At 73.6% G+C, this 23129-nt stretch carries 23 protein-coding genes; 10 read left to right on the forward strand and 13 right to left on the reverse strand.

Annotation, left to right across the window (positions count from 1 at the left end):
* The first annotated feature begins 198 nt into the window (after nucleotides 1–198).
* Complete coding sequence (locus tag ACFE60_RS03375) at nucleotides 199–615, forward strand: phage holin family protein (RefSeq protein ID WP_375387424.1); 417 nt, start codon at nucleotides 199–201, stop codon at nucleotides 613–615.
* Here the strand turns inward: ACFE60_RS03375 and ACFE60_RS03380 are convergent.
* Nucleotides 566–1987 carry a hypothetical protein gene (locus ACFE60_RS03380; RefSeq protein ID WP_375387425.1) on the reverse strand — a complete coding sequence of 474 codons (1422 nt, stop codon included), beginning with the start codon at nucleotides 1985–1987 and terminating at the stop codon, nucleotides 566–568. The genes ACFE60_RS03375 and ACFE60_RS03380 overlap by 50 nt on opposite strands.
* Nucleotides 1984–2196: a hypothetical protein gene (locus ACFE60_RS03385; RefSeq protein ID WP_375387426.1), complete on the reverse strand. Its 213-nt coding sequence runs from the start codon at nucleotides 2194–2196 to the stop codon at nucleotides 1984–1986. The genes ACFE60_RS03380 and ACFE60_RS03385 overlap by 4 nt, the downstream gene beginning before the upstream one ends.
* 108 nt (nucleotides 2197–2304) lie before the next feature.
* Between ACFE60_RS03385 and purB the strand changes: the two genes are divergently transcribed.
* The 3 genes from purB to ACFE60_RS03400 all read left to right on the forward strand — a co-directional run bounded on the left by purB (nucleotide 2305) and on the right by ACFE60_RS03400 (nucleotide 6422).
* Nucleotides 2305–3687 carry an adenylosuccinate lyase gene (purB, locus tag ACFE60_RS03390; protein ID WP_375387427.1) on the forward strand — a complete coding sequence of 461 codons (1383 nt, stop codon included), beginning with the start codon at nucleotides 2305–2307 and terminating at the stop codon, nucleotides 3685–3687.
* Nucleotides 3688–3855: 168 nt separating this feature from the next.
* Entirely contained in the window at nucleotides 3856–5085 is a 1230-nt protein-coding gene (locus ACFE60_RS03395) for a GAF domain-containing protein (protein ID WP_375387428.1), read from the forward strand.
* A gap of 107 nt (nucleotides 5086–5192) precedes the next feature.
* Nucleotides 5193–6422: a GAF domain-containing protein gene (locus ACFE60_RS03400; RefSeq protein WP_375387429.1), complete on the forward strand. Its 1230-nt coding sequence runs from the start codon at nucleotides 5193–5195 to the stop codon at nucleotides 6420–6422.
* A 3-nt stretch (nucleotides 6423–6425) separates the two neighbouring features.
* Here the strand turns inward: ACFE60_RS03400 and ACFE60_RS03405 are convergent, their stop codons facing one another.
* From ACFE60_RS03405 to ACFE60_RS03440, 8 genes are all read right to left on the reverse strand, one after another.
* Nucleotides 6426–6785 carry a hypothetical protein gene (locus ACFE60_RS03405; RefSeq protein WP_375387430.1) on the reverse strand — a complete coding sequence of 120 codons (360 nt, stop codon included), beginning with the start codon at nucleotides 6783–6785 and terminating at the stop codon, nucleotides 6426–6428.
* On the reverse strand, nucleotides 6782–7339 hold the full coding sequence (locus ACFE60_RS03410) for a hypothetical protein (protein WP_375387431.1): 558 nt from the start codon (nucleotides 7337–7339) through the stop codon (nucleotides 6782–6784). Before ACFE60_RS03410 ends, ACFE60_RS03405 begins: the two co-directional genes overlap by 4 nt.
* Nucleotides 7340–7531: 192 nt before the next feature.
* The gene (gene dnaB, locus ACFE60_RS03415) at nucleotides 7532–8896 is read right to left on the reverse strand and encodes a replicative DNA helicase (RefSeq protein WP_375387447.1); all 1365 of its coding nucleotides are present in this window, start codon (nucleotides 8894–8896) and stop codon (nucleotides 7532–7534) included.
* A 423-nt stretch (nucleotides 8897–9319) separates the two neighbouring features.
* Complete coding sequence (gene rplI, locus ACFE60_RS03420) at nucleotides 9320–9778, reverse strand: 50S ribosomal protein L9 (protein ID WP_375387432.1); 459 nt, start codon at nucleotides 9776–9778, stop codon at nucleotides 9320–9322.
* A gap of 16 nt (nucleotides 9779–9794) precedes the next feature.
* Nucleotides 9795–10052 carry a 30S ribosomal protein S18 gene (gene rpsR / locus ACFE60_RS03425; protein ID WP_119480461.1) on the reverse strand — a complete coding sequence of 86 codons (258 nt, stop codon included), beginning with the start codon at nucleotides 10050–10052 and terminating at the stop codon, nucleotides 9795–9797.
* Between the two features lie 47 nt (nucleotides 10053–10099).
* On the reverse strand, nucleotides 10100–10654 hold the full coding sequence (locus tag ACFE60_RS03430) for a single-stranded DNA-binding protein (protein ID WP_375387433.1): 555 nt from the start codon (nucleotides 10652–10654) through the stop codon (nucleotides 10100–10102).
* A 6-nt stretch (nucleotides 10655–10660) separates the two neighbouring features.
* Entirely contained in the window at nucleotides 10661–11068 is a 408-nt protein-coding gene (rpsF, locus tag ACFE60_RS03435) for a 30S ribosomal protein S6 (RefSeq protein WP_375387434.1), read from the reverse strand.
* A 306-nt stretch (nucleotides 11069–11374) separates the two neighbouring features.
* Nucleotides 11375–12805, reverse strand: coding sequence for a CCA tRNA nucleotidyltransferase (locus ACFE60_RS03440; protein WP_375387435.1), 1431 nt, complete (start codon nucleotides 12803–12805; stop codon nucleotides 11375–11377).
* A 103-nt stretch (nucleotides 12806–12908) separates the two neighbouring features.
* Here ACFE60_RS03440 and ACFE60_RS03445 point away from each other — a divergent pair, with 103 nt between their 5' ends.
* The 6 genes from ACFE60_RS03445 (at nucleotide 12909) to ACFE60_RS03470 (ending at nucleotide 20495) form a co-directional block, all read left to right on the forward strand.
* Nucleotides 12909–14948, forward strand: a complete 2040-nt coding sequence (locus tag ACFE60_RS03445; RefSeq protein WP_375387436.1) for a DUF6049 family protein — start codon at nucleotides 12909–12911, stop codon at nucleotides 14946–14948.
* Nucleotides 14945–16546 carry a murein biosynthesis integral membrane protein MurJ gene (murJ, locus tag ACFE60_RS03450; RefSeq protein WP_375387437.1) on the forward strand — a complete coding sequence of 534 codons (1602 nt, stop codon included), beginning with the start codon at nucleotides 14945–14947 and terminating at the stop codon, nucleotides 16544–16546. Before ACFE60_RS03445 ends, murJ begins: the two co-directional genes overlap by 4 nt.
* A 99-nt stretch (nucleotides 16547–16645) precedes the next feature.
* Nucleotides 16646–17677: a thioredoxin-disulfide reductase gene (trxB, locus tag ACFE60_RS03455; RefSeq protein WP_375387438.1), complete on the forward strand. Its 1032-nt coding sequence runs from the start codon at nucleotides 16646–16648 to the stop codon at nucleotides 17675–17677.
* A gap of 44 nt (nucleotides 17678–17721) precedes the next feature.
* Complete coding sequence (gene trxA / locus ACFE60_RS03460) at nucleotides 17722–18039, forward strand: thioredoxin (protein WP_375387439.1); 318 nt, start codon at nucleotides 17722–17724, stop codon at nucleotides 18037–18039.
* A 161-nt stretch (nucleotides 18040–18200) separates the two neighbouring features.
* Nucleotides 18201–19514 (forward strand): PLP-dependent aminotransferase family protein, encoded by a 1314-nt coding sequence (locus ACFE60_RS03465; protein ID WP_375387440.1) that lies wholly within the window; start codon nucleotides 18201–18203, stop codon nucleotides 19512–19514.
* A gap of 30 nt (nucleotides 19515–19544) precedes the next feature.
* The gene (locus ACFE60_RS03470; protein WP_375387441.1) at nucleotides 19545–20495 is read left to right on the forward strand and encodes a D-alanine--D-alanine ligase; all 951 of its coding nucleotides are present in this window, start codon (nucleotides 19545–19547) and stop codon (nucleotides 20493–20495) included.
* Between the two features lie 45 nt (nucleotides 20496–20540).
* On the opposite strand, the gene ACFE60_RS03475 is transcribed toward ACFE60_RS03470, so the two are convergent.
* The 3 genes from ACFE60_RS03475 to ACFE60_RS03485 form a co-directional block, all read right to left on the reverse strand.
* Nucleotides 20541–21269 carry a 2-phosphosulfolactate phosphatase gene (locus ACFE60_RS03475; protein WP_375387442.1) on the reverse strand — a complete coding sequence of 243 codons (729 nt, stop codon included), beginning with the start codon at nucleotides 21267–21269 and terminating at the stop codon, nucleotides 20541–20543.
* A gap of 62 nt (nucleotides 21270–21331) precedes the next feature.
* On the reverse strand, nucleotides 21332–22357 hold the full coding sequence (locus ACFE60_RS03480) for a ParB/RepB/Spo0J family partition protein (protein ID WP_375387443.1): 1026 nt from the start codon (nucleotides 22355–22357) through the stop codon (nucleotides 21332–21334).
* A partial coding sequence (locus tag ACFE60_RS03485; protein WP_375387444.1) for a ParA family protein occupies nucleotides 22354–23129 on the reverse strand: 776 nt, incomplete at its 5' end. The genes ACFE60_RS03485 and ACFE60_RS03480, both read right to left, overlap by 4 nt.

A 23129-nucleotide genomic window follows, 5' to 3' on the forward strand; every position in this document is an offset into this window, starting at 1 on the left:
GGCCGCACGAGGGGCCGCGCGGCCCGCGGATCACTGTATCCGTGGACAGTAGCGAGGATCCGACCCGCCACCGCTGGAGGACGACCACAAGGAATCCGGCGGAACGTGGGGGGGTCGCACCACCGCGGTCGGTCCGGTCCGCGTCCCTCCGCGTCGCGCCGCATCGACCGCGGGTGCAGCGGCTGCCATAGTGAGGGGATGCGCCGGTTCGTGGTCAGGGCGGTCGTGAACGCGATCGCGCTGTGGCTCACGACCCTGCTGTTCGCCGCCTTCAACCAGGGCGACGGCGTGCGCGTCGTGCCCTACGCGGGCGACCCCGTCGCCACCGTCCTCACGTTCCTGCTGCTCGGTCTGCTCTTCGGCATCGTCAACGGGGTGCTCGGCACGGCGATCCGCATCGTGGCCTTCCCCCTCTACCTGCTGACGCTCGGGCTCATCTCCCTGGTGGTGAACGGGTTGCTGTTCCTGCTGGTGTCCTGGATCAGCGACCTGATCGGGTTCGGTCTGCGGGTCGACGGGTTCTGGTGGGGCGTCCTCGGGGCGCTGGTGCTCGGGGTGATCGGCTTCATCGTCGGGACGATCCTGCGGCCGCTGTCGGGGAGGAACCCGGACTGACCCGCGTCGCCCGGTACCGGGTCGACGTGCCCTCCTCCGCGTCGAGGAACGGGGCGACCCCGGACCGGAACGCGTCCACCCGGGCGTCGCCGGCCGTCTCCGCTGCCGCGATCGTGCGGCGGTAGGCGCCGAGGTCGTGGGCGGGGAACGCGGCGGTCGCCGGCGACGTGGCCGCGCCGAAGCCGCCGTCCGGCAGCGTCCTGCGGACCACCAGCCGGCGCAGCCCCGCGGCGCCGCCCGCCGCCGTGCCGCCGAGCACCGGGACGAGGTCCTCGTCGTGCTCGACCGCGAGCACCGGAACGGTCTCGGGCAGCACGATCTGCCCGGTCGGACCGCCGAAGCCGACGACGCCGCCGACCCGGTAGCCGCCGTCCTCGGCGACCCGGACCGCGTCGAGGGCCCCCTGCGAGTGCCCGACCAGCAGGACGGGCTCGTCGGCCCCGATGCCCGCCTGCCGCATGGCCTCCAGCACCGCGTCCTCCGAGTCGGCGGGGCGGTGCGCGACCCCGAGCACGTCGGACGCGAGGTCGAACGGCTCGTCGCCGCTGTCGCGATCGAACGTCACCGTGCCGGCGATGTACACGATCCAGCGCGTGCCGCCCTCGTCCTGGTAGCGCTCGATCCGCACCTGGCCGTCGGGCTCCTGGCCGTCGGGGAGGCGGTCGGCGAGCGCGGCAAGCGAGCCCGGGCCCCGGACGGCGGCGTGCCGGGTCGGCCGGACGGACAGGGGCGCGCCCGCGGGCAGCAGGAGGAGGCCGGCGAGGACGCCCGCGAGCGCCTCCGTCCCGAGCGGGCCGGCGGGATCGTTCTGCGGCGCCCGACCGAGCGGCTGCTGCAGCAGGGCGCCGCGGGCGCCGTCGTCGAGGGAGGAGAGCGCGAGGGCGAGCGCGCGCAGCAGCACCGGATCGCTCTGCGGCGCCACCCGGCCCGTCTCCGCGAACCGCTGGAGCGTGCGCAGCGCCACGAGCCCGGCAGCCAGCTGCACCGCGCCGGCGGCGACGAGCAGCACGCCGCCCGGGCCGAGGACCGGGATCAGCAACGTCGAGGCGGTGCCGGCGGCGGCCGCGGCCTCCGCGGCGAGCCGCTCCTGCGCGGTCCGGACGGCCGCCTCGACCGCGCCGTACCGCTCGGCCGCGATCCGCAGCCCGTCGGCGGCCGCCTCGCTGCCCGCCCGCGCGGAACGGACCGCGGCGAGCGCCTGGTCCAGGTGCGCGCGCCGGGGCGATGCCGGCAGCGCAGCCGCGCAGGCGCCCGCTCGGCTCTCGAGGCCGGCGAGGTCCTGCCCCGCCCGGGCGAGCGTGGTCGAGGCCTGCAGCATCGCCGCCGTGTCCACGGCCGTCGAGCCGCCGCCGGTGACGGACGGGCCGCTCACGACGCCCTCGCCGCGGTGAACGCCGCCGACGCGGCCGCCAGCGACGCGGCCACCGACCGCACCGAGCGCGCGTACTCGGCCGCGGCGAGGGACTGCCAGCCGGGGAGCAGCGGCGGCGGCAGCGGCACCTCGTCGACGAGCCGCTGCAGCAGCGCGAGCTCGAGCGCGGCGTCGTTCCCGGTGGGGGCGGCCTGGTCGGGGATCAGCACGCGGGAAGGATGCCCCACGGCCGGACCGCGTCGGCGGATCCGTCCTGGGGAGGAGCGGACCCGCGCCTTGGGAGGATGGACGCCGTACCCCTGAGGAAAGGATGCCGGATGACCGCCCTCGCCGACCAGCCGCTCTCCCCGCTCGACGGCCGCTACCGCGCCGCGACCGCGCCGCTGTCCGAGCACCTGTCCGAGGCCGCGCTCAACCGCGCCCGGGTCAGGGTCGAGGTGGAGTGGCTGATCGCCCTCACGGATGCGGGCGTCGCCGGCACCGCGCCCCTCCCCGACGCGCAGCGCAGCGCCCTGCGGGACGTCGTCGCGACGTTCGGCGCCGACCAGGTGGCGCAGCTGGCCGCGCACGAGGCGGTCACCCGCCACGACGTGAAGGCCGTCGAGTACTTCCTCCGCGACCGGCTCGAGGCGCTCGGGCTGTCGCGGCTGAGCGAGCTGGTGCACTTCGCGTGCACGAGCGAGGACGTCAACAACCTCGCGGTCGCGCTCACCGTCCGGTCCGCCGTGCGGGAGGTGTGGCTGCCGGCGCTCGACGTCGTCGTCGACCGGCTGCGCGAGCTCGCGCTGCGGTGGGCGGACGCGCCGATGCTCGCGCGCACCCACGGGCAGGCGGCGACGCCGACCACGATGGGCAAGGAGCTCGCCGTCTTCGTCCACCGGCTCACCCGCCTGCGCGCCCGGATCGACGCCGTGGAGGTCACCGGCAAGGCGAACGGGGCCAGCGGCGACTTCGCCGCGCACGTCGTCGCGGCCCCCGGCACCGACTGGCAGGCACTCGCCCGCGGCTTCGTCGAGGGTCTCGGCCTCGTCTGGAACCCCCTGACGACGCAGATCGAGTCGCACGACTGGCAGGTCGAGCTGTACGGGCGCCTCGCCCACGTCGGCGGCGTGCTGCACAACCTCTGCACCGACGTCTGGATGTACATCGCGGAGGGGTACCTCACGCAGGTGCCGCAGGCGGGCGCGACCGGCAGCTCGACGATGCCGCACAAGGTGAACCCCATCCGGTTCGAGAACGCGGAGGCGAACCTCGAGCTCGCGGACGGCCTGCTGACCACGCTGTCCCGCACCCTCGTCACCTCCCGCTGGCAGCGCGACCTCACCGACTCGACGACCCAGCGGAACGTCGGCGTCGCCCTGGGGCACGGCCTCGTGGCGCTCGACAACCTGGCGCGCGGGCTGCGCGAGATCGATCTCGACCGCGACCGGCTGCTCGCGGACCTCGACGCCAACCAGGAGGTGCTGGGGGAGGCCGTGCAGACGGTGGTGCGCGCCGAGATCGTCGCCGGGCGCAGCGCGGCGACCAACCCGTACGAGCTCGTGAAGGCGCTCACGCGGGGCCGGCGGGTCACCGCCGAGCGGATGCGCGAGTTCGTCGCGGGACTCGGCCTGGACGCGGCCGCGGCCCAGCGGCTCGCGGACCTCACGCCCGCGTCGTACACCGGTCTGGCGCAGCAGCAGGTCGAGCACATCCGCTGATCCCGTGCGCTCGGCTCCCTGCCGGGTGCACGATCTGCGCGCCGCGGTCTGGGGGTCGCCGTCCCCTTCCGCCGGGAGCCAGACTCGGTACATGGCCGTCGCCCGCGGTTCCCGTGGCACGTGCACTGGGGCTCGCTCCCACCCGCGCGCGGGCAGGACGATGCCGACATGACGCATCCGGCGAGCCGTACCGGCCCCCTGCGCCGCGCCGCGGGCCTCGCGTACGCCCTGATGCACCTCCGGCGGGGCGGGATGGTCCGGCCCACCGATCACACCGTGGTCCGCAGCGGCTCGCCCGAGCAGGGGGTCCGGCGCGTCCTGCTGGTCGCGAACGGCATCGGCCACGGCTGGGGCGTCGCCTCCCACCGGGCCGCGCCCACCGGCCGCCTCGCCGCCGCGCTCGCGGCGGCCACGGGCCTCGGCTGCGAGGTCGAGTTCGTCGGCGACGCGGCGATGAGCGCGCAGACCGCTCCGCTCTGGCTCGAGGGCCGGGCGGACCGGTCGTTCGACTGCGCCGTCGTCGCGATCGGCTCGAACGACGCGATGCGGCTGACGCCCGCACGGGACTGGGAGGCGCGGCTCGGCGACCTGCTGGACGCCGTGCGTCGCGACCTGCCCGATGGCGCCCCGATCGTGGTGGTCGGCATCCCCGACGTCTACGCCGCGCAGCGGGTGCGCCGGATGAGCGCCCTGCTCCGCCGCCGCGCGCGCCGGCTCGACTCGGTCTCGCGCCGCGTCGTGGGCGACCGGCCGGCGACGCGGTTCGTGCCGTCGCCCGACCTGCGGCCCCATACCGGGTCCGTACCGGACGCCGCGCTGTACGAGGCGTTCGCCGCCGCGCTCACGGCCGTGGTGGGCGAGGCGATCGTCGGCGGTGCGGCCGAGATCCCGGCCGCGGCGGAGACCTTCGGCCACGACACCGTGCGCGCCGTCGTCGAGGCGAGGCGGGAGGGCGCGCTGCTCGCGCTGGAGGAGATCCTGGCCCGCGCGCGCGACCGCTTCGGTGTGATGGAGTCCGCCGTCACGATGGTCGACGGCGGGCGCACGTGGCACGTCGCGCACGGCGGCACGGCACCCATGCAGGTGCCCGCCTCGCTGACCGGCTGCCCGATCGTGGTCGACTCCGACCGGCCGCTGGTCGTGGAGAACCTGGAGCGGGACCCGCGGTTCGCCTCCAACGGCTTCCTCGACCTCGAGCACGCGCGCTTCTACGCGGGCGCCCCCGTGCACGCGCCCGACGGGTCGGCGATCGGCGCCCTGTGCCTGCTGCACGCGTTCCCGCGCGATGCGGATCGGGTGGACCTGGACGAGCTGCAGGCGTTCGCGCAGGAGGCGGACGAAGCGATCCGGGAGCTCGTCGCCGCTCGCGCCGACGGCGAGGCAGCAGTCCGCGCGTAGCGCCCACCCCCGGGCGAGGGTGCACGGGATCCCGACCGGGTGCTGCACTCGGTGACACCCGCTCTCTGGGGGACGACTGAACCGTTCGTTTCAGTCAGGCTGCTCCTGTGAGCTTCCCCAGCGGGCCGACCGCCCTCCTCCGCCAGCCGGCGGAGCTGCTGTTCGCGGTCATGCACCATCGCCGACGCACCCTGGCCCGTCCGATCGACCGGCCGTGGGTCCGCACCGGTTCGGGCGAGGCGCTGCGCTTCCTGTTCATCGGCAACGGGATGGCGCACGGCTGGGGCGTCTCCAGCCACCGTCTCGCGCCGACCGGCGAGCTCGCCAGGGGCCTGCGCGCCATCACCGGATCCGCCTGCGAGGTCGAGTTCGTCGGCGACGCGGCGATGACCGCCGCGACCGCCGTCACCTGGCTGGCCGACCGGGCCGACACCTCCTTCCACGGCGCGGTCATCGAGATCGGCCAGAGCGACGCGATGCGCCTCACCCCGGTGGCCGACTGGGGCGCGCGCCTCATCGACCTGCTCGACGCGGTCCAGTCCGGCCTGCCGGCGGGCGCACCCGTCGTGCTGGTCGGCATCCCCGACGTCCACGTGCCCGGCCGGGTCCGGCCGGTGGGTCCGCTCGCGGTGCGGCACGCGCGCCGGCTCGACCGCGTCGCGCGGCGGCTCGCGGAGGTGCGGCCCGGCGTCGTCTTCCTGCCTGCGCCCCGGCTCGCCGCCTTCGCCGGCCGCCGCCCGAGCACGGACCTCTACTCCGCGTTCGCGACGCCGATCGCCGCCGTGCTCGCGTCCGCGGTCCGCGACGCGCACGTCGCGGCCACCGGCACCGTCCGCGCGGAGCGGTTCGACCGAGCCGAGGTGCGCACGATCGTGGAGGCCGCCCGCGCGAGCGACCTGGCGGCGCTGCAGTCGATCGTCGAGCGGGCGGCCCGCGAGTTCCACGTCACCGAGGCGATGGTCTCCCTGCTCGACGGCGACCGGACCTGGCACGTCGCGAGCACCGGCACCGCACCGGTGGCCGCGCCCCGGTCCCTGACCTACTGCGAGGTCGTCGTCGCCACCGACGAGCCGCTCGTCGTCGAGGACGCGAAGCGCGACGAGCGCTTCTCCACGAACGCGTTCCTCGGCCTGGTGCACGCGCCGTTCTACGCCGGCGTGCCGATCCATGCGGAGGACGGCACGACCATCGGCGCGCTCTGCCTGCTGAACGGATCCGCGCGCGCCGCGGAGTCCGTCGACCTCGAGCGCCTGCGCGACTTCGCGCACGAGGCCGAGCTCGTCATCCGCAGCGCGACGGCGGCCGCGGGCTGGCTGGACGCGGTCCCCGCGATCTGACGGTCAGCGGTCGTCGGGGTCCTGCGCGGACCGGGGACCTTCGGGCGGTGCTTCGGCGACCGGCTCCTGGGTCGCCGGGGGCGTGGACGGCTCGATCGGCGGCGCGACCGGCGGTGCGGGAGGCCCGTCGTACCGGTCGAGCACGGGTCCGTCGAGCGTGGACGCCGCCCCGTCCCCCGCCGCGAGCGCGAGCATCGCGAGGACCAGCAGCGCGGCGATGAACGCGACGCCCGCGAAGACCGCCGCGAGGTCGAGCTCCCGTGTCGCGGCCAGCGCGATGCCGCCGGTGAAGACGGCGAGCACCCCGGCCATCGCGACCAGCTCCAGGGGCTTGAGGCGCTCCCGCCGGGTCGGCCCCGTCACCGCCGCGCGCTCCGGCGGCGGAGGTTCGCGGCCGAGATCCCGAGGTACACCGCGACCACCGCGCCCCACGCGCTCAGCACCCCCACCGCGAACAGGGCGTCGGGGTTCAGCACCACGAGCAGCACCCCGACCAGCACCTGCAGCCCGCCGACGACGACGGCGTCACCGGCGAGCTCGCTGCGCTCCCCGCCGAGCAGGCCGCCCACGATCTCGAGCGCGCCCACCAGACCGAAGACGAGCGCCTCGAGCGGCCGCAGCAGGTCCAGCCCGGACGCGACTCCGGTGAGCGCGACCACGCCGCCGACGAGGGAGACGGCCGCCCGGGCGGCCACGAGGCCACGGCCCGCCCGGGTGCGCGCGAGCGCCGCCGCGCCGCCGCCCAGGACGGCGGCCTGCACGAGCAGGTAGACGCCCAGCACCACGAGCCCCGTGCGGGCGGTGTGGTCGGGGGTGAAGGTGACGACGGCGGCCAGCGCCGCGGCGATGACGGCCCGGACCGCGACGCCGGCGACGGTGGAGGCGCGGAACCCGTCGCGTGCGGTCGTCGTGCTCACGTGTCCCTCCCGGCCGGCGCTCCGCGGACCGGGGAGCAATTCTACGGTCCGTCGAGAGCCCTCACCCTCCGGAGCCGGCACCGCCTTCGGCGCGCTCATGCCGTGCTTCCCGCACGCCGTCAGCCGAAGCACCGTTCAGGCGCTTCGGTGCGGCACAGCCTTCGGCGCGCGCGCGCCGAAGGCGAACACGGCTCACACCGCGATGTCGGCGAAGCGGGAGTAGCGGCCGTGGAAGGCGACGGTGACGGTGTCCGTGGGACCGGCGCGGTGCTTCGCGACGATCAGGTCGGCGTCGGGATTCGGCTGGTCGCGATCGAAGGCGTTCTCGCGGTGGAGCAGGATCACGATGTCGGCGTCCTGCTCGATCGAGCCGGACTCGCGGAGGTCGGAGATCGCCGGCCGCTTGTCGGCGCGCTGCTCGGGCCCGCGGTTCAGCTGGGACAGCGCGATGAGCGGCACGTTCAGCTCCTTCGCGAGCAGCTTCAGCGCTCGGGAGAACTCGCTGATCTCCTGCTGGCGGCTCTCCACCCGCTTGCCGCTGGTCATCAGCTGCAGGTAGTCGATCACCACCAGGCCGAGGCCGTACTTCTGCTTCAGCCGGCGGCACTTCGCGCGGATCTCGACGAGCGACATGTTGGGGCTGTCGTCGATGTAGAGCGGAGCGTCGTTGATCCGGCCGCGGGTGGCGGCGATCTTCGTCCAGTCCTCGGCGCCGAGCCGGCCCTTGCGCATGTCCTGCATCGAGATCGTCGCCTCGGCGGCCATCAGCCGCATCGCGATCTCGCTCTTGCCCATCTCGAGGGAGAAGAAGATCGTGGGCACGTTGTGCTTCACGCTGGCGACGCGGGCGAGGTCGAGCGCGAGGGTCGACTTGCCCATCGCGGGCCGCGCGCCGACGATGATCATCTGCCCGGGGTGCAGCCCGTTCGTCAGCTCGTCGAGCTGCCGGAAGCCCGTCGGCACGCCGGTCAGCTCGCCGTCGCGGCCGGACGCCGCCTCCATCTCGTCGATGGCGATGGTGACGGCCTCGGACAGCGGCGAGAAGTCCTCTGTCGCGGACTCGCGCGCGATGGCGAACACCTCGGCCTGCGCCTGGTTCAGCAGGTCGAGCGCGTCGCCCTCGGCCGCGTAGCCCATCTGCGCGATGTGCGTGCCCGTCTCGACCAGGCGGCGCAGCACGGCCTGCTCGGCGACGATCTGGGCGTAGTAGCCCGCGTTCGCCGCGGTCGGGACGATGTTCGTGAGCGTGTGCAGGTACGCCTCGCCGCCGGCGCGCTGCACGTCGCCGGTGCGCCCCAGCTCGTCGCCGACCGTGATCGCGTCGGTCGGCTCGCCGCGCGAGTAGAGCGCCAGGATCGCCTGGAAGATGACCTCGTGCTTCGGCACGTAGAAGTCGGGACCGATGACGACCTCGAGCACGTCGGCCACGGCGTCGGTGGACAGCAGCATGCCGCCGAGCGCGCTCTGCTCGGCCAGCAGGTTGTGCGGCGGCGTGCGCTCCTTGCGGGTGGAGGCCTGCTCCTCCCACGGCGCGCCCTCCACGTCCCACTCCGTCATCGACATGCCGATCCCCCTCCCCCTCCGTGCTCCGCCGGCGGCGGTCGCGGCGACGTCGCCGCCCGCTCACCCGTGGTCTAGCACCGGGCCCGGACACGCGCTCCTCGCCGTCGGGCAGGGGGAAACTATGCGACGGCCTGTGCACGGCGGTGTGGAGGACGCGCCAGCAACAGGGTTGTACCCATGTGGATCGGCTGTGGAGAACTTCCGTCCGACCGACCTGAACGACACCTTGAAACGGATGCTGATCAGGGGTTCGGAAATGCACAGGGCGGTCTGGGGATAACTGGCTTCGACCATCGATGGAACACCGCGCCATGGCGTGTCGGCGTCGACTCGTGGTACGTGAGATGAACGGTCGGAGGCGGACGCGAACGGCGCCGGCCCCTGTGGGGGACCGGCGCCGGATCGTACGTGCGGGAGTCAGCGCTTGCCGACGACCTCGAGGGTCAGCGACGCGGAGACGTCGTCGTGCAGCCGGACGGTCGCCGAGTGGGTCCCGGTCGCGCGCACGGGCGACGCGAACTCGATCGTGCGGCGGTCGATCGAGCCGAGGCCCGCCTCCGCCACCGCGTCGGCCACGTCCGCGGTCGACACGGAGCCGAACAGACGCCCGGCCTGACCGGTGCGCACCGGGATGCGCACCGGTGCGGCCTCGAGCCGCGCCTTGGTCGCCTGCGCGTCCTCGAGCGAGGCGGCCGCGCGGGACGCACGGGCCTTCGAGATCGCGTCGACCTGCTTCTGGCCGCCGCGCGTCCACGCGGTGGCGAAGCCCTGCGGGACGAGGTAGTTGCGGGCGTAGCCGCTCTTGACCTCGACGATGTCACCGGCGCTGCCGAGGCCGGAGACCTCGTGCGTCAGGATCAGCTTGGTGGATGCCATGGCGATCCCCTCCCGATCAGCGGCCGGAGCCGGAGTAGGGGAGCAGGGCCATCTCGCGCGCGTTCTTCACGGCACGGGCGATGAGCCGCTGCTCCTGCACGGAGACACCGGTGATGCGGCGGGCGCGGATCTTGCCGCGCTCGGAGATGAACTTGCGCAGGGTGGCGACGTCCTTGTAGTCGATCACCCCGACCTTGATGCGCTTCGCGGGAGCGACGGGCTTGCCGCCCTTCGTCCGCGGCTTGCGGCTGTCGCCGCGCGACTTGCCTGCCATGAGAGATTCCTTACGTTCTGTCTGAGGTGTGCGAGAGGGGACGAGACCTAGAAGGGGGTCTCGTCGTCGTAGGCGCCGGGGGCGCTCCAGCCGTCGTTGCCGCCGCCCTGCGAGGGCGTGCCCCACGGGTCGCTCTGCGGCTGCGACTGCTGGGGACGGCCACCGCCGCCACCGCCCTGGCCGCCGCCACCCTGACCGCCGCCGACCTGGCCGCGTCCACCGCCGCCTCCGCCACCGCCACTGGAGCGGGTGACCTGCGCGGTCGCGTAACGGAGGGAGGGGCCGATCTCATCGACCTCGAGCTCGATGGAGGTGCGCTTCTCGCCCTCCTTCGTCTCGTAGGAGCGCTGCTTCAGCCGGCCGGTCGCGATGACCCGCGAGCCCTTCGTCAGCGAACCGGCGACGTGCTCGGCGAAGTCGCGCCACACGCTCGCGCGGAGGAACAGCGCTTCGCCGTCCTTCCACTCGTTGCTCGCGCGATCGAAGTTGCGCGGCGTCGAGGCGATCGTGAAGTTCGCGACCGCGAGCCCGTTCTGCGTGTACCGCAGCTCGGGGTCGCTGGTCAGGTTGCCGACGACCGTGATGATCGTTTCGCCTGCCACGGCCGACTACCTCGGGGTGGAGGTGCGGGGCGGGCGGGGTCCGCGCGAACCGCGGTCGGGGCGCTCGCTGCGCTCCGGGCGGGGCTCGCCGGCGTTGTCGTTGGGCTTGCCGATCTGAGCGACCGCCTCATCGGCGCGCAGCACCTTCGTGCGCAGCACCGCCTCGGACAGGCCCAGCTGCCGGTTCAGCTCCTGCGTCGTGGCGCTCGTCGCGGTCAGGTTGACCACGGCGTAGATGCCCTCGCTGTGCTTGTCGATCTCGTACGCCAGCCGGCGACGGCCCCAGATGTCGACGTTGTCGACCGTGCCACCGTCGTTGCGGATGACACCGAGGAACCGATCCAGACTGGGCGCGACGGTCCGCTCGTCGATGCTCGGGTCCAGGATGACCATGAGCTCGTACTTCTGCGTCACTACCCCACCTCCTCTGGTCTGAACGGCCACGGAAGGTCCGTGGCAGGAGGGTGTGAACGATGCGCGGGCAGGCTGACGCCGCCCGGGCAACCTTGGAATCGTACCCGACCCCCGACCGGGGCGCGAACCCGAGCGTGCCCCGGGCTCCTGATCGCCTCCGGCGGGGGTCTTCGAGATGGCTGGGACCCAGCGTTCGTTTTGAAGGAGTTTCGGCGCGGACGACCGGAGCGACTCGCGGCTTCGACGCCGAAACTCCTTCAAAGCGCATCGCGCAGGCCGGCCACGCCGGGTCCCCGCCGACGGCGGTCAGGAGGAGCGCTCAGCCCACCACTCGCGGAGGCGGCGGGTCGCCTCGTCCTCGCCGAGCGGGCCCTCCTCCATCCGCAGCTCGAGGAGGAAGCGGTAGGCGGCGCCGACGTCGGGGCCCGGCCGCAGGCCCAGCACTCGCATGATCGCCTCGCCGTCGAGGTCGGGGCGGATCGCGTCCAGCTCCTCCTGCTCGGACAGCTGCGCGATCCGGTCCTCGAGGTCGTCGTAGGCGAACGCGAGGTACTCGGCCTTCCGCACGTTCCGCGTCGTCACGTCGGCCCGGGTCAGGACGTGCAGCCGCGCGAGCTGGTCGCCCGCGTCCCGCACGTAGCGCCGCACGGCCGAGTCCGACCAGCCGGCCTCGCCGTACCCGAAGAACCGCTGGTGCAGCTCGATCAGCCGGGCGACCGCGTCGACCTCCGCGTTCGGGAACCGCAGCGCCTTCAGCCGCTTCCTGGCGAGCTTCGCCCCGACGACGTCGTGGTGGTGGAACGTGACGACGCCGCCGCCCTCGAGCCGCCGGGTCGCGGGCTTGCCGATGTCGTGCAGCAGCGCGGCGGTCCGCAGCACGACGTCCGGCGCCTGTCCGGGGAACCGCTCGTGCTCGAGCTCGATCGCCTGCTGCAGCACCGTGAGGCTGTGCCGGTACACGTCCTTGTGGCGGTGCTCGCGGTCGCGCGTCAGCCGCAGCGCGGGCAGCTCGGGCAGCACCCGGTCCGCCAGCCCGGTGTCGACCAGCAGCTCGAGGCCGGGCACCGGGTCGTCCGTGGCGAGCAGCTTGACCAGCTCGTCCCGGATCCGCTCCGGCGAGACGACGTCGATGCGCTCCGCGAGCGACGTCATCGCCCTGCGGCCCTCGTCGTCGAGCCGGAACCCCAGCTGCGAGGTGAAGCGGGCCGCGCGGAGCATCCGCAGGGGGTCCTCGTCGAACGACTCCACGGCGGGCGACGGCGTCGTCAGCCGGCGATCGGCCGCCGCCGCGATGCCGCCGGTCGGGTCCACGATCGCGAGCGACGGCAGCCGCACCGCGATGGCGTTGACCGTGAAGTCGCGGCGCTTCAGGTCGCCGTCGAGGGTGTCGCCGAACACCACCTCGGGCTTGCGGGAGGAGGGCACGTACTCGTCGCGGCGGTAGGTGGTCACCTCGACACTGTCCCCGGCGACGCGGACGGCGATCGTGCCGAACGCGCGGCCGACGTCCCACATCGCGGACGCCACCGGCTTCAGCACCCGCGCCGACTCGTCCGGCAGCGCGGAGGTCGTGAGGTCCAGGTCGGTGACCGCCCGGTCGAGCAGCGCGTCGCGCACGGGACCGCCGACGAGGGCGATCTCGTGCCCGGCGGACTCGAACGCCTCGACGACCCTCCGGACGGAGTCGCGCTCCGCCAGCGCCGTCAGGCGGGGCACGGCCGCCGCCACCGGATGCATGCCCCCAGCCTATGGATGCGCGCGGCGTGCCCCGATCGGGGGGTGCCCTCAATACACTGCCATCCGTGCCGGGGGAGGGGGAGCGCGTGTCCGGCGTCGACCGATGACGGCTCGCCGACTGCTCGGCGGCCTCCTCGCCGGCGTCGTCGCGAGCGCGGGCCTGCTCGTCTCCCCCGCGGTCGCCGCGACCGGACCCGCGCCCACCGTCGTCGTCGCACCGCAGGGCGGCGGGATCCTGCGCCAGGGCCGCGATCTGACGATCGACGTGCGGATCACGAACACGACGTCGACCGCCCTGGCCGCGGGCGACCTCGCGTTCTCGATGGACCAGCAGCCGATCGCGAGCTCGAGCACCCTGCTGGAGAAGCTCGCCCAGCCGCCCGAGGAGCTGCAGGGCTACCTGATCCCGAAGGCGGACGAGGAGGTCCCGGCACTGGCGCCCGGCGCCTCCGCCACGGTGCGGACCACCGTCTCGGCCAAGGATCTCGCGAACACCGTGACCGCGGCGAGCGGGGCACGGCTCGTGTACGTGCGGTACCGGTCCGCGACGGACGCCACGAAGGCGATCGGCCAGTCGGTCGTCGTGCGGATGGGCGCATCGGCCCGCCCGATCGGCTTCGGCGTCGTCGTGCCGGTGCTCGCTCCCGCGAACGCCACCGGCGTGGTGGACACCGCCGAGCAGCAGGCGCTCACCGATCCGGGCGGCGCCTGGGACGCCGCGGTCCGCGCCGCGGAGTCCGCGCCGTGGGCGACCGTGGCGCTCGACCCCGAGGTGCTCGCCTCCATCCGGCTCGCCGGCGGGGCGGCTCCGCCGGCCGCGCAGGACCTGCTGCGCCGCCTGCAGCATCTGCCGAACCAGGTCGTCGAGCTGCCGTACGGCGATGGCGACGTGACCCTGCAGCGCGCTGCGGGCGCGGGTGCGCCGCTCGGCCCGACCAGCTTCGCGGGGACCTCGGTCGTGACCGCGGACGGCGGCACCGGAGCGACGCCGCAGCCGACGGCGACCGCCGGAGCGGCGGGCACCACCGTCCAGGACCTGACCGCGTGGGGCTGGTCGGATCTGCAGGTCGCCTGGCCGGTGCCGGGCACGACGACCGGCGCCGACGCCGGCGCCCTCGCGAAGGCGGGCGACACGCTCCTGCTGTCCTCCACGGACGTCGCCGACACCGCGGCTCGCCGCGCGGCCGGGCCGTCCGCGCGCATCGGCGGGGCGAAGGCGCTGGTCGCGGACGCGAGCGCCTCCGCGCTCCTCGTCGCGGCGGCGGGCCGGGGGCCGACGGGCGGTGCGGCGCTCGCCCGGCTGGTCGGCGTGCTCGCCACCGACGCCGTCAGCGGCGACGCGGCCGCGGTGCTCGCCGTCGTCGGACGGTCCTCGGAGGCGGACGGCATCGGCAGGGCGTTCTCCCTGCTCGGGAGCCAGCCGTGGATCGACGGCCGCTCGCTCGCCGACCTCGCGGCCGCGACCGGGCCGGCGACGGTCGGGCTGCGGCCGCTGTCGACCGCCCCGGCCCGGGTCGCGACCGCGAAGGCGCTGCTCGCGGGCGACCGCGAGGTGCTGGAGCTCGGCTCGGCGGTCACGGCCGGCGCCGCGACGGTCACCGGGCCGCAGCGGCTGGCCCTGCTCGGCACGCTGTCAGCCGCGTGGCGCGGCGACGACACCGCGTGGGCGGCAGCCGCGGTGTCGGTGCAGCAGCGGTTCGCCGCCCTCGGGAACGCGATCAGCATCCCCACGCAGACCTCCGGCTCGAACGCGATCGGCACGGACGGCCGACTGCAGGTGTCGGTGAAGAACGACCTCGACGTGCCGGTGCAGGTCGTCGTGCACGCCACGGTGAGCAACGGCCGCCTGCAGTTCACCGGCAAGGGGGTCGAGGTCGCGGTCCCGGCGAACGCGACGAACAAGGGGCAGCTCGCCTTCAAGTCGATCACCAACGGGTCGACGCGGGTCACGCTGAGCCTCACGACCCCCTCCGGCGCGCCGATCGGGAAGGCCGCCGAGCGCGACGTGCAGGTGAGCGCCGGCTTCGACACGATCGTCGCCGTCGTGCTGCTCGGCGCGCTCGCGCTGCTGCTCGCGCTGGGCGTCTACCGGAACGTCAAGCGCCGCAGGCAGCCGCCGCAGCGCGCGGTGGCGGCCGCGTGAGCTCCGGCGTCGGGCGCGCGAGCGCCCTGCTCGCCTCCGGGACGATCGTGTCCCGGCTGCTCGGCTTCGCCCGCACGTTCGTGCTGACGATCCTGTTCGTCGGCTCGACGAACATCGTCGGCAACGCGTTCACGGTCTCGAACCAGATGCCCGTCAGCCTCTACGCACTGATCGGCGGCGGGCTCGTCAGCGCGGTCCTCGTGCCGCAGACCATCCGGGCGAGTCGCGGTGCGGACGGCGGCGAGGCGTACGTCAACAAGCTCGTGACGATCGCGGTGCTCGCGATCGGCGCGATCACCGTCGTGCTCACGCTCGCGGCCCCGCTGCTCATGCGGCTGACCATCAGCGACCAGGCCACGTACGAGATCGCCGTGCCGCTCGCGTACTGGGCGATGCCGCAGATCTTCTTCCTCGGCATGTACGCGGTGCTGGGGGAGGTGCTGAACGCGCGCCGCCGGTTCGGCGCGTACACCTGGGCACCCGTCGCGAACAACGTGGTCTCGATCGCGACGCTCGTCCTGTTCCTCGCCGTCTTCAGCACCGTCGCGCCGGGCCGCGTCGATCCGCTGCCGTTCGAGCAGAGCGCGCTGCTCGCGGGCGGCACGACCCTGGGCCTCGTCGTGCAGGCGCTCGTCCTCGTGCTCGCCTGGCGCGGCGCGGGGCTGCGGTACCGGCCGGACCTGCGGTGGCGCGGCGTGGGTCTCCGAGCGACCGGTGAGGCCGTCGGCTGGACGTTCGCGATGCTCGTGCTGACCCAGGCGGCCGGGTTCCTGCAGACGTTCGTCGCGACCTCGGCGTCGACCGAGGACACCGCGTCGGCGTTCGCCCTGCAGACGTCCTGGCTGCTGTTCATGCTGCCGCACTCGATCGTCACGGTGTCGCTCGCCACCGCCTTCTACCCGCGCATCAGCGAGGCGGCGGCCCGCGGCGACACCGCCGCCGTGCGCGACGACCTCAGCACGCAGCTGCGGATCGTCCTGCTCGTGATGGGCGCGGCCACCGTGATGCTGCTGACCGCGTCGCTCCCCGTGATGGCGTTCTTCAGCGAGGGAGCCGCGCAGACCCGGGCGGTGGCACCGGTCCTCGTCGCCTACCTCGTCGGCCTGATCCCGTTCACGGTCCTCTACCTCGTGCAGCGCTGCTTCTACGCCCTCGCGGACACCCGCACGCCGTTCCGCTTCACGCTCGCGCAGCTCGCCGTCGTCGTGCCCGGGCTGCTGCTCTGCTTCCTCCTGCCCGCCGCCTGGAAGGCCGCGGGCATCGCCCTCGTGATCTCGATCGGCACCGCCGTGCAGGTCGTCGTCGCCGCTGCGCTGCTGCGCAGACGGATCGGGCGGCTCGTCGACCCCCACCTGGCCGCGGGGATCCGCAGGATCCTGCTCGCCGCCGCGCCGTCGCTCGTCGCGGGCGTCGCGGTGCTCGCGCTGCTCGGCGGATTCGGCGACGGCTGGATCCTGTCCTCGCGCATCGGCGGGCTCGTCGGCGCGGTGTCGATCGCCGCCGCGGTCGCCCTGGTGTACGTCGGCGTCCTCGCGCTGACCCGAGCCCCCGAGCTGCGCCTCGTGGTCGACACGATCCGGGCCAGGATCCAGCGCTGACCGGCACTTCTTCGGGGGCCACCCGGGCGCCGCGGGTGCCGGAATAGCACCCCTCCGGCTACCGTTTCACACTCCGTGACGGAGAACGAGGAGCGCAGCATGCGTCAGGTCATCATCATCGGCTCGGGACCCGCGGGGTACACGGCCGCGATCTACGCCGCCCGCGCCCAGCTGAAGCCGCTGCTGATCGCGAGCTCCGTCGAGGCCGGCGGCGAGCTGATGAACACCACCGACGTGGAGAACTTCCCCGGCTTCCCCGACGGCATCATGGGGCCCGAGCTGATGGAGAACATGCTCCAGCAGGCGAAGCGGTTCGACACCGAGGTCGTGCTCGAGGACGTCACCGCGGTGGAGCTGGACGGCGACGTCAAGCGGGTCCACGTCGGCGAGGGCAAGTACCACAAGGTGTACGAGGCCCTCACCGTCATCGTGGCCAGCGGCTCGGCCTACCGGAGGCTCGGCGTGCCCGGCGAGGACCGCCTCTCCGGCCACGGCGTCTCGTGGTGCGCGACCTGCGACGGGTTCTTCTTCCGCGGCAAGAGCATCGCCGTCGTGGGCGGCGGCGACTCCGCGATGGAGGAGGCGACCTTCCTCACGAAGTTCGCCGACAAGGTCACCCTCGTGCACCGCGGCGACCGCCTGCGCGCCTCCAAGATCATGCAGGAGCGCGCGTTCGACGACCCCAAGATCGAGTTCGCGTGGAACTCGCGCATCGAGGAGATCACCGGCGGCGACCTCGTCGGCGGGGTGCGGCTGGCGTCCACGAACGGCGGGGAGGACACCGACCTGCCCCTCGACGGCGTCTTCATCGCGATCGGCAACGACCCGCGCACCGAGCTGGTCAAGGACGTGCTCGAGCTGACGCCCGAGGGCACGATCAAGGTCGACGGCCGTTCGTCGCGCACCTCGCTGCCCGGCGTGTTCGCCGCAGGCGACGTGATCGACCCGACCTACCGCCAGGCCGTGACCGCGGCCGCCTCCGGCACCGTCGCGGCGCTGGACGCCGAGCACTACCTCGCCGCCCTCCCCGCCGATCTGCTCGCCCAGGCGCGCGGCGACAGCGCGCCCGGCGAGTCGCCCGCCGCGGGCGCGACGTTCACGCCGGACGGCGCGCTGGTCGGCCGGGCGTAGAGTTCCCCCTCGTTCCTCTTTCCTTCCATTGGAGTGATCGCACGATGCGCGAAGTGACGGATGCGACGTTCGAGCAGGAGGTCCTCAAGTCGGACAAGCCTGTGCTCGTGGACTTCTGGGCCGCCTGGTGCGGTCCCTGCCGTCGGGTCGGCCCGGTGCTGGCCGAGATCGCGGAGGAGCACGCGGACAAGATCTCGATCGTCAAGCTCAACGTCGACGAGAACCCCGAGACGGCCCTGAAGTACCAGATCACGTCGATCCCCGCGATGAAGCTGTACTCGAACGGCGAGGTCGTGAAGACGGTCATCGGCGCCAAGCCGAAGCCCGCCATCGAGGCCGACCTCGCCTCCGTCCTGGCCTGACGGCCCCCACTCCTCGGCCGGCGCGACACGCGCCGGGACCGTCGGGCGGGGGCCAGCACCCCGGCAGGACGAATCGCCTCCAGCAGGACGAACCACGTCCCGGATCCCTCCTGCCCCTGTGCACTCGTCCTGCTGGGGCACCGTCTCACCAAGGAACCGACGTGAGCGACCTGCGCCCGACCGGCACCGACCTCGACCCGTGGCTCGCCACGTACGCCGAGCGGGCCTCCGGCCTGGCCGCCAGCGAGGTCAGGGCGCTCTTCGCCGTGGCCTCGCGTCCCGAGGTCGTCTCCCTCGCCGGCGGCATGCCGTACGTCAAGGCGATCCCGCGCGAGCTGGTCGCCGGCGCGATCGACCGCGTGCTGCTCACCGAGGCGCCCGCCGCCCTGCAGTACGGGTCCGGTCAGGGCCTCCCCCGCCTCCGCGAGCACATCGTGGAGGTGATGGCGGAGGAGGGCATCCGCGCCTCCGCCGACGACGTCGTCACGACGACCGGCTCCCAGCAGGCCATCGACCTGGTCACGAAGCTGTTCATCGACCCGGGCGACGTCATCCTCGCCGAGGGTCCCAGCTACGTGGGCGCGCTCGGGGTCTTCACCTCGTACCAGGCGCGGGTCGTGCACCTGCCGATGGACGCAGACGGTCTGGTGCCGGAGGTGCTCGAAGCCGCGATCCTCGAGCAGCGCGCTGCCGGCTGCACCGTCAAGTTCCTGTACACCATCCCGACCTTCCACAACCCCGCCGGGATCACGCTGTCCGCGGAGCGCCGGCCGCAGGTCGTCGAGATCTGCGCCCGGCTCGGGGTGCTGATCGTCGAGGACAACCCGTACGGGCTGCTGTGGTTCGACGAGGCGCCGCCCCTGCCGCTGCAGACGCTGAACCCCGACGGGGTGGTCTACCTCGGGTCGTTCTCGAAGACGTTCGCGCCGGGGTTCCGCGTCGGCTGGGCGGTCGCGCCGCACGCCATCCGCGAGAAGCTGGTGCTCGCGGCGGAGTCCGCGATCCTCTCCCCCTCCAGCTTCAACCACCACCTCATCAGCGAGTACCTCGAGACGGTCGACTGGCGGGCGCAGATCGGCCGGTTCCGCGACGTCTACCGCGAGCGGCGAGACGCGATGCTGACGGCACTCAGGACCCACCTGCCGAACCTGACCTGGAACGAGCCGAACGGCGGGTTCTACATCTGGGTCGGCCTGCCGGACGAGCTGCACTCGAAGCAGATGCTGCCGCGCGCCGTGCGGGAGCTGGTCGCCTACACCCCGGGCACGGGCTTCTACGCGGACGGCTCGGGCGGCCACGAGATGCGGCTGTCCTTCTGCTACCCGACGCCCGAGGACATCGCGGTCGGCATCCAGCGGCTCGCGACGGTCGTGAACGGCGAGCTCGAGCTGGTGCGGGCCTTCGCCGGCACGGGCTCGCTGGCCCCACGCCGAGGCGGTCGCGCCGTCGGCGCCCCGCCGCCCGACCTGCGCTGACGGCTGCGCACCCGACCCCTGGGAGACCTGATGGCTGGAACGACCTCCGTGGTGGTGCTCTCGGGCGGGATCTCGCACGAGCGCGACGTGTCCCTGCGCTCCGGCCGCCGGGTCGTTGACGCGCTGTCCCGGCTCGGCTGGCACGTCACGACCGCCGAGCCCGACGCGCGCCTGCTGCCGACGCTGCTCGCCGAGCGGCCGGACGTGGTCTGGCCGGCCCTGCACGGCGCGAGCGGGGAGGACGGGTCGCTGCGGGCGCTGCTCGACGTCGCCGGGCTGCCGTACATCGGCGGCCGCGGTCCCGCCGCCCGCCTCGCGTGGGACAAGCCGACCGCGAAGCGCGTGGTCGGCACGGCCGGAGGGGATACGCCCGCCTCCGTGACCCTGACGCGGGAGGTGTTCCGGGAGATCGGCGCCAGGAGCGCGATCGACACGATCCTCGGCTCCATGCGGGAGGGCCTGGTCGTCAAGCCCGCCAGGGGCGGGTCCGCGCAGGGCGTGACCGTCGTCGAGTCCGCCGACCAGCTGCCCCGCGCGCTGATGGACGCGTTCACCTACGCGGACGAGGCGCTGATCGAGCAGCGGGTGGTCGGCACCGAGATCGCGGTTGGCGTGATCGACGGGGACTCCGGGCCGGAGGCGCTGCCCGCGGTCGAGATCGTGCCGCGCAGCGGGTTCTACGGCTTCGAGGAGCGGTACACCGCGGGCGAGACCCGGTTCTACACGCCCGCGCGCATCGATGCCGGCGTGGCTGCCGCTGCCGGAGGGCTGGCCCTGCTGGCGCACCGGTCGATGGGTCTGCGCCACCTGTCGCGCGCCGATCTGATCGTCGACGCCGACGGCCGTCCCTGGTTCCTCGAGTCGAACGTGATGCCGGGCCTCACCGAGACCAGCCTGCTGCCCCAGGCGCTGCTCTCCACCGGCCGGGACCTGTCCTCGGCGTACGCGTCCATCACGGAGCGCGCCCTCGCCGGAGCCTGACCCCTGTCGTCTTGCAGGTGCTGAGCACCGACAAGACGAGAGGGGTCAGGCGACGAATGCGCCGTGCACCAGGTGCGGGACCTTCGAGCTCCAGTCCAGCTCGCCCGCGATCGCGACGTCCTCGGCGAAGCCGCGCTCGACCAGCTCCCGCCCGCTCGTCAGCTCGTCGAGCGGCAGCCCGCGGGCGAGGGCGGTCCGGAACGAGTCCGCCGCACCCAGCGCCTCCATCGAGGCCAGGTCCACCCGGTCGAGGGCCTCGATGATGGCGCCGGCGCCCCACACGTCCTCCGGCGCCGAACGCAACGATTCGCCGGCCCAGCGCTCCCCGGCGGCGACGAACGCGACATCGCTGCGCGCACCGCGCTCGAGATGCCGCCTGCACGCCTCCGCGACCGCCGACACGTTGCGCAGGCACCCGGCGACCACCGGGCCGCCGTCAGCCAGGGCGTCGCAGATCGTCGCGCCGTTCGGGGACGGCAGCACCAGGTGCGGTCCGATCTCGGCGCTGCGGATGGAGAGCGGGGACAGGCTGATGCCGCCCTTCGACCTCGGTCCCGCGAGCTGCGCGTCGTAGCGCCGCGCGATCGCCGCAGCCCGGGCGTCGTTCCAGCGCGCCGGGATCACCACCACGCCCCGGTCCGCGGCGACGGACACGCACGTCGAGAAGGACAGCACGTCCACGACGACGACGAGCACGTCGGGTCCCGACGCCACCGCCTGCGCACCGTCGAGCCCCTGCTCGAACCGGATGCGGGCGCCGGACTGCGTGCTCACGAGACGATCATGCCCACCTGTCGGGCGGAGGGAAGACCCTTGCGGGTGCGCTGCGGCTCCCGTCAGGAGCGCCGGAGCGCAGCGGTGCGCTGAGCGAGCATGCGCTCGCGCTCCTCGCCCTCCTGCCACTGCTCCTCGCCGATGTCCGCGAGGATGCGGTTCAGGTCCTGCACGGACCCGAAGTCGATGACGATCCGGCCGCTCTTGGCGTTCAGATCGACCCGGACGCGCGTGTCGAACCGCGAGCCGAGCCGGTCCGCGATGTGGTCGAGCCCCTCGTACCGGCGGCCCTGCGCCTTCCTCGGCTTGCTGGGGCCCGCGAGCCGGATGGCGGCGGCCTCGGTCTGCCGCACGTTCAGGTCCTCGCTGACCACCTTGTCGACCAGGCGGTCCATCAGCTCGGGGTCCACCACGGACAGCACCGCCCGGGCGTGCCCCTGGGTGATGACGCCGGCGGCGACCTTGCGCTGGATGTGCTCGGGCAGGCGCAGCAGCCGGATCGTGTTCGTGATCGTCGTGCGGTTGCGGCCGATGCGCTCCCCGAGCTCCTCGTGCGTGATGCCGAAGTCGTCGATCAGCTGCTGGTAGGCGCTCGCCTCCTCCAGCGGCGTCAGCTGCAGCCGGTGGAGGTTCTCGAGCAGCGCCTCCTGCAGCATCTGCTCGTCCGCCGTGTCCTTGACGACCGCGGGGACGAAGCGCAGCTCGGCGGCCTTCGCGGCCCGCAGCCGCCGCTCGCCCATGACCAGCTCGAACCGCGCCGGGTCGCCCGGCAGCGGCCGCACGACGATCGGCTGCAGCACGCCGTTCTCCCGCACGGACTGCACCAGCTCCGCCATCGCGACCTCGTCGAACTCGCGCCTCGGCTGCTGCGGGTTCGGCCGGATGTCGTCGGGCTGGAGCGCGACGAGCCGCAGGCCGGGCACCGGCTGCAGGTCGTCGGCGGGCTCCTTCGCGCGGCCGAAGTAGACGTCCGACGGCCGGGTCGTCTCGAGCGACCGGTCGTCGTCCGGCATCAGGAGCGCGCCGATGCCGCGCCCCAGCCGCTGCCTCGAGGGCGTGCCACCGCCCGAGCTCGTCGCGACGCTCATGCCGCTCCCCTCCGCGCGATCTCGCCCGCCGCCTCCAGGTAGGAGAGCGCGCCCGGGGAGTTCGGGTCGTAGCTGATGACGCTCTGCCCGTGGCTCGGCGCCTCCGAGATCCGCACCGCTCGGGGGATCACGCTGCCGAGCACCTGCTCGGGGAAGTGCTTCCGCACGTCGTCGGCGACGTCGTTCGCCAGCCGGGTGCGGCCGTCGAACATCGTCAGCAGGATCGTCGACACCGTCAGGTTCGGGTTCAGGTGCTTCTCGATCAGGTCGACGTTCCGCAGCAGCTGCGACAGCCCCTCCAGCGCGTAGTACTCGCACTGGATCGGGATCAGCACCTCGGTCGCGGCGACGAACGCGTTGATCGTCAGCAGCCCGATCGACGGCGGGCAGTCGATGAAGACGTAGTCGAACTGCTCCTCCGCCGCCTGCAGGTACGCGTTCAGCGCGGTGCGGAGGCGCTGCTCGCGGGCGACCAGCGAGACGAGCTCGATCTCCGCCCCGGCGAGGTGGATGGTGGCCGGCGCGCACCAGAGCGAGTCGAACTCGGGGCTCTTCTGCACGACGTCCGTCAGCGGGGCGTCGCCCACGATCACGTCGTAGACGCTGATCGTGTCGTGGCGGTGCTCGACGCCGAGCGCCGTGGAGGCGTTGCCCTGCGGGTCGAGGTCGATCGCGAGCACGCGCATGCCGGACTTCGCGAGCGCGGCCGCGAGGTTGACGGTCGTCGTCGTCTTGCCGACGCCGCCCTTCTGGTTCGCGACGGTGAACACGC

It is taken from the genome of uncultured Amnibacterium sp., from assembly GCF_964245895.1.
GTDB lineage: Bacteria > Actinomycetota > Actinomycetes > Actinomycetales > Microbacteriaceae > Amnibacterium.

Coding starts and splice junctions, on each gene's coding strand:
- trxB (WP_375387438.1), top strand. CDS start 16,646: ATGCGTCAGGTCATCATCATCGGCTCGGGACCCGCGGGGTACACGGCC.
- ACFE60_RS03375 (WP_375387424.1), top strand. CDS start 199: ATGCGCCGGTTCGTGGTCAGGGCGGTCGTGAACGCGATCGCGCTGTGG.
- ACFE60_RS03440 (WP_375387435.1), bottom strand. CDS start 12,805: ATGCATCCGGTGGCGGCGGCCGTGCCCCGCCTGACGGCGCTGGCGGAG.
- dnaB (WP_375387447.1), bottom strand. CDS start 8,896: ATGACGGAGTGGGACGTGGAGGGCGCGCCGTGGGAGGAGCAGGCCTCC.
- rplI (WP_375387432.1), bottom strand. CDS start 9,778: ATGGCATCCACCAAGCTGATCCTGACGCACGAGGTCTCCGGCCTCGGC.
- rpsR (WP_119480461.1), bottom strand. CDS start 10,052: ATGGCAGGCAAGTCGCGCGGCGACAGCCGCAAGCCGCGGACGAAGGGC.
- ACFE60_RS03395 (WP_375387428.1), top strand. CDS start 3,856: ATGACGCATCCGGCGAGCCGTACCGGCCCCCTGCGCCGCGCCGCGGGC.
- ACFE60_RS03445 (WP_375387436.1), top strand. CDS start 12,909: ATGACGGCTCGCCGACTGCTCGGCGGCCTCCTCGCCGGCGTCGTCGCG.
- trxA (WP_375387439.1), top strand. CDS start 17,722: ATGCGCGAAGTGACGGATGCGACGTTCGAGCAGGAGGTCCTCAAGTCG.
- ACFE60_RS03470 (WP_375387441.1), top strand. CDS start 19,545: ATGGCTGGAACGACCTCCGTGGTGGTGCTCTCGGGCGGGATCTCGCAC.
- purB (WP_375387427.1), top strand. CDS start 2,305: ATGACCGCCCTCGCCGACCAGCCGCTCTCCCCGCTCGACGGCCGCTAC.
- ACFE60_RS03480 (WP_375387443.1), bottom strand. CDS start 22,357: ATGAGCGTCGCGACGAGCTCGGGCGGTGGCACGCCCTCGAGGCAGCGG.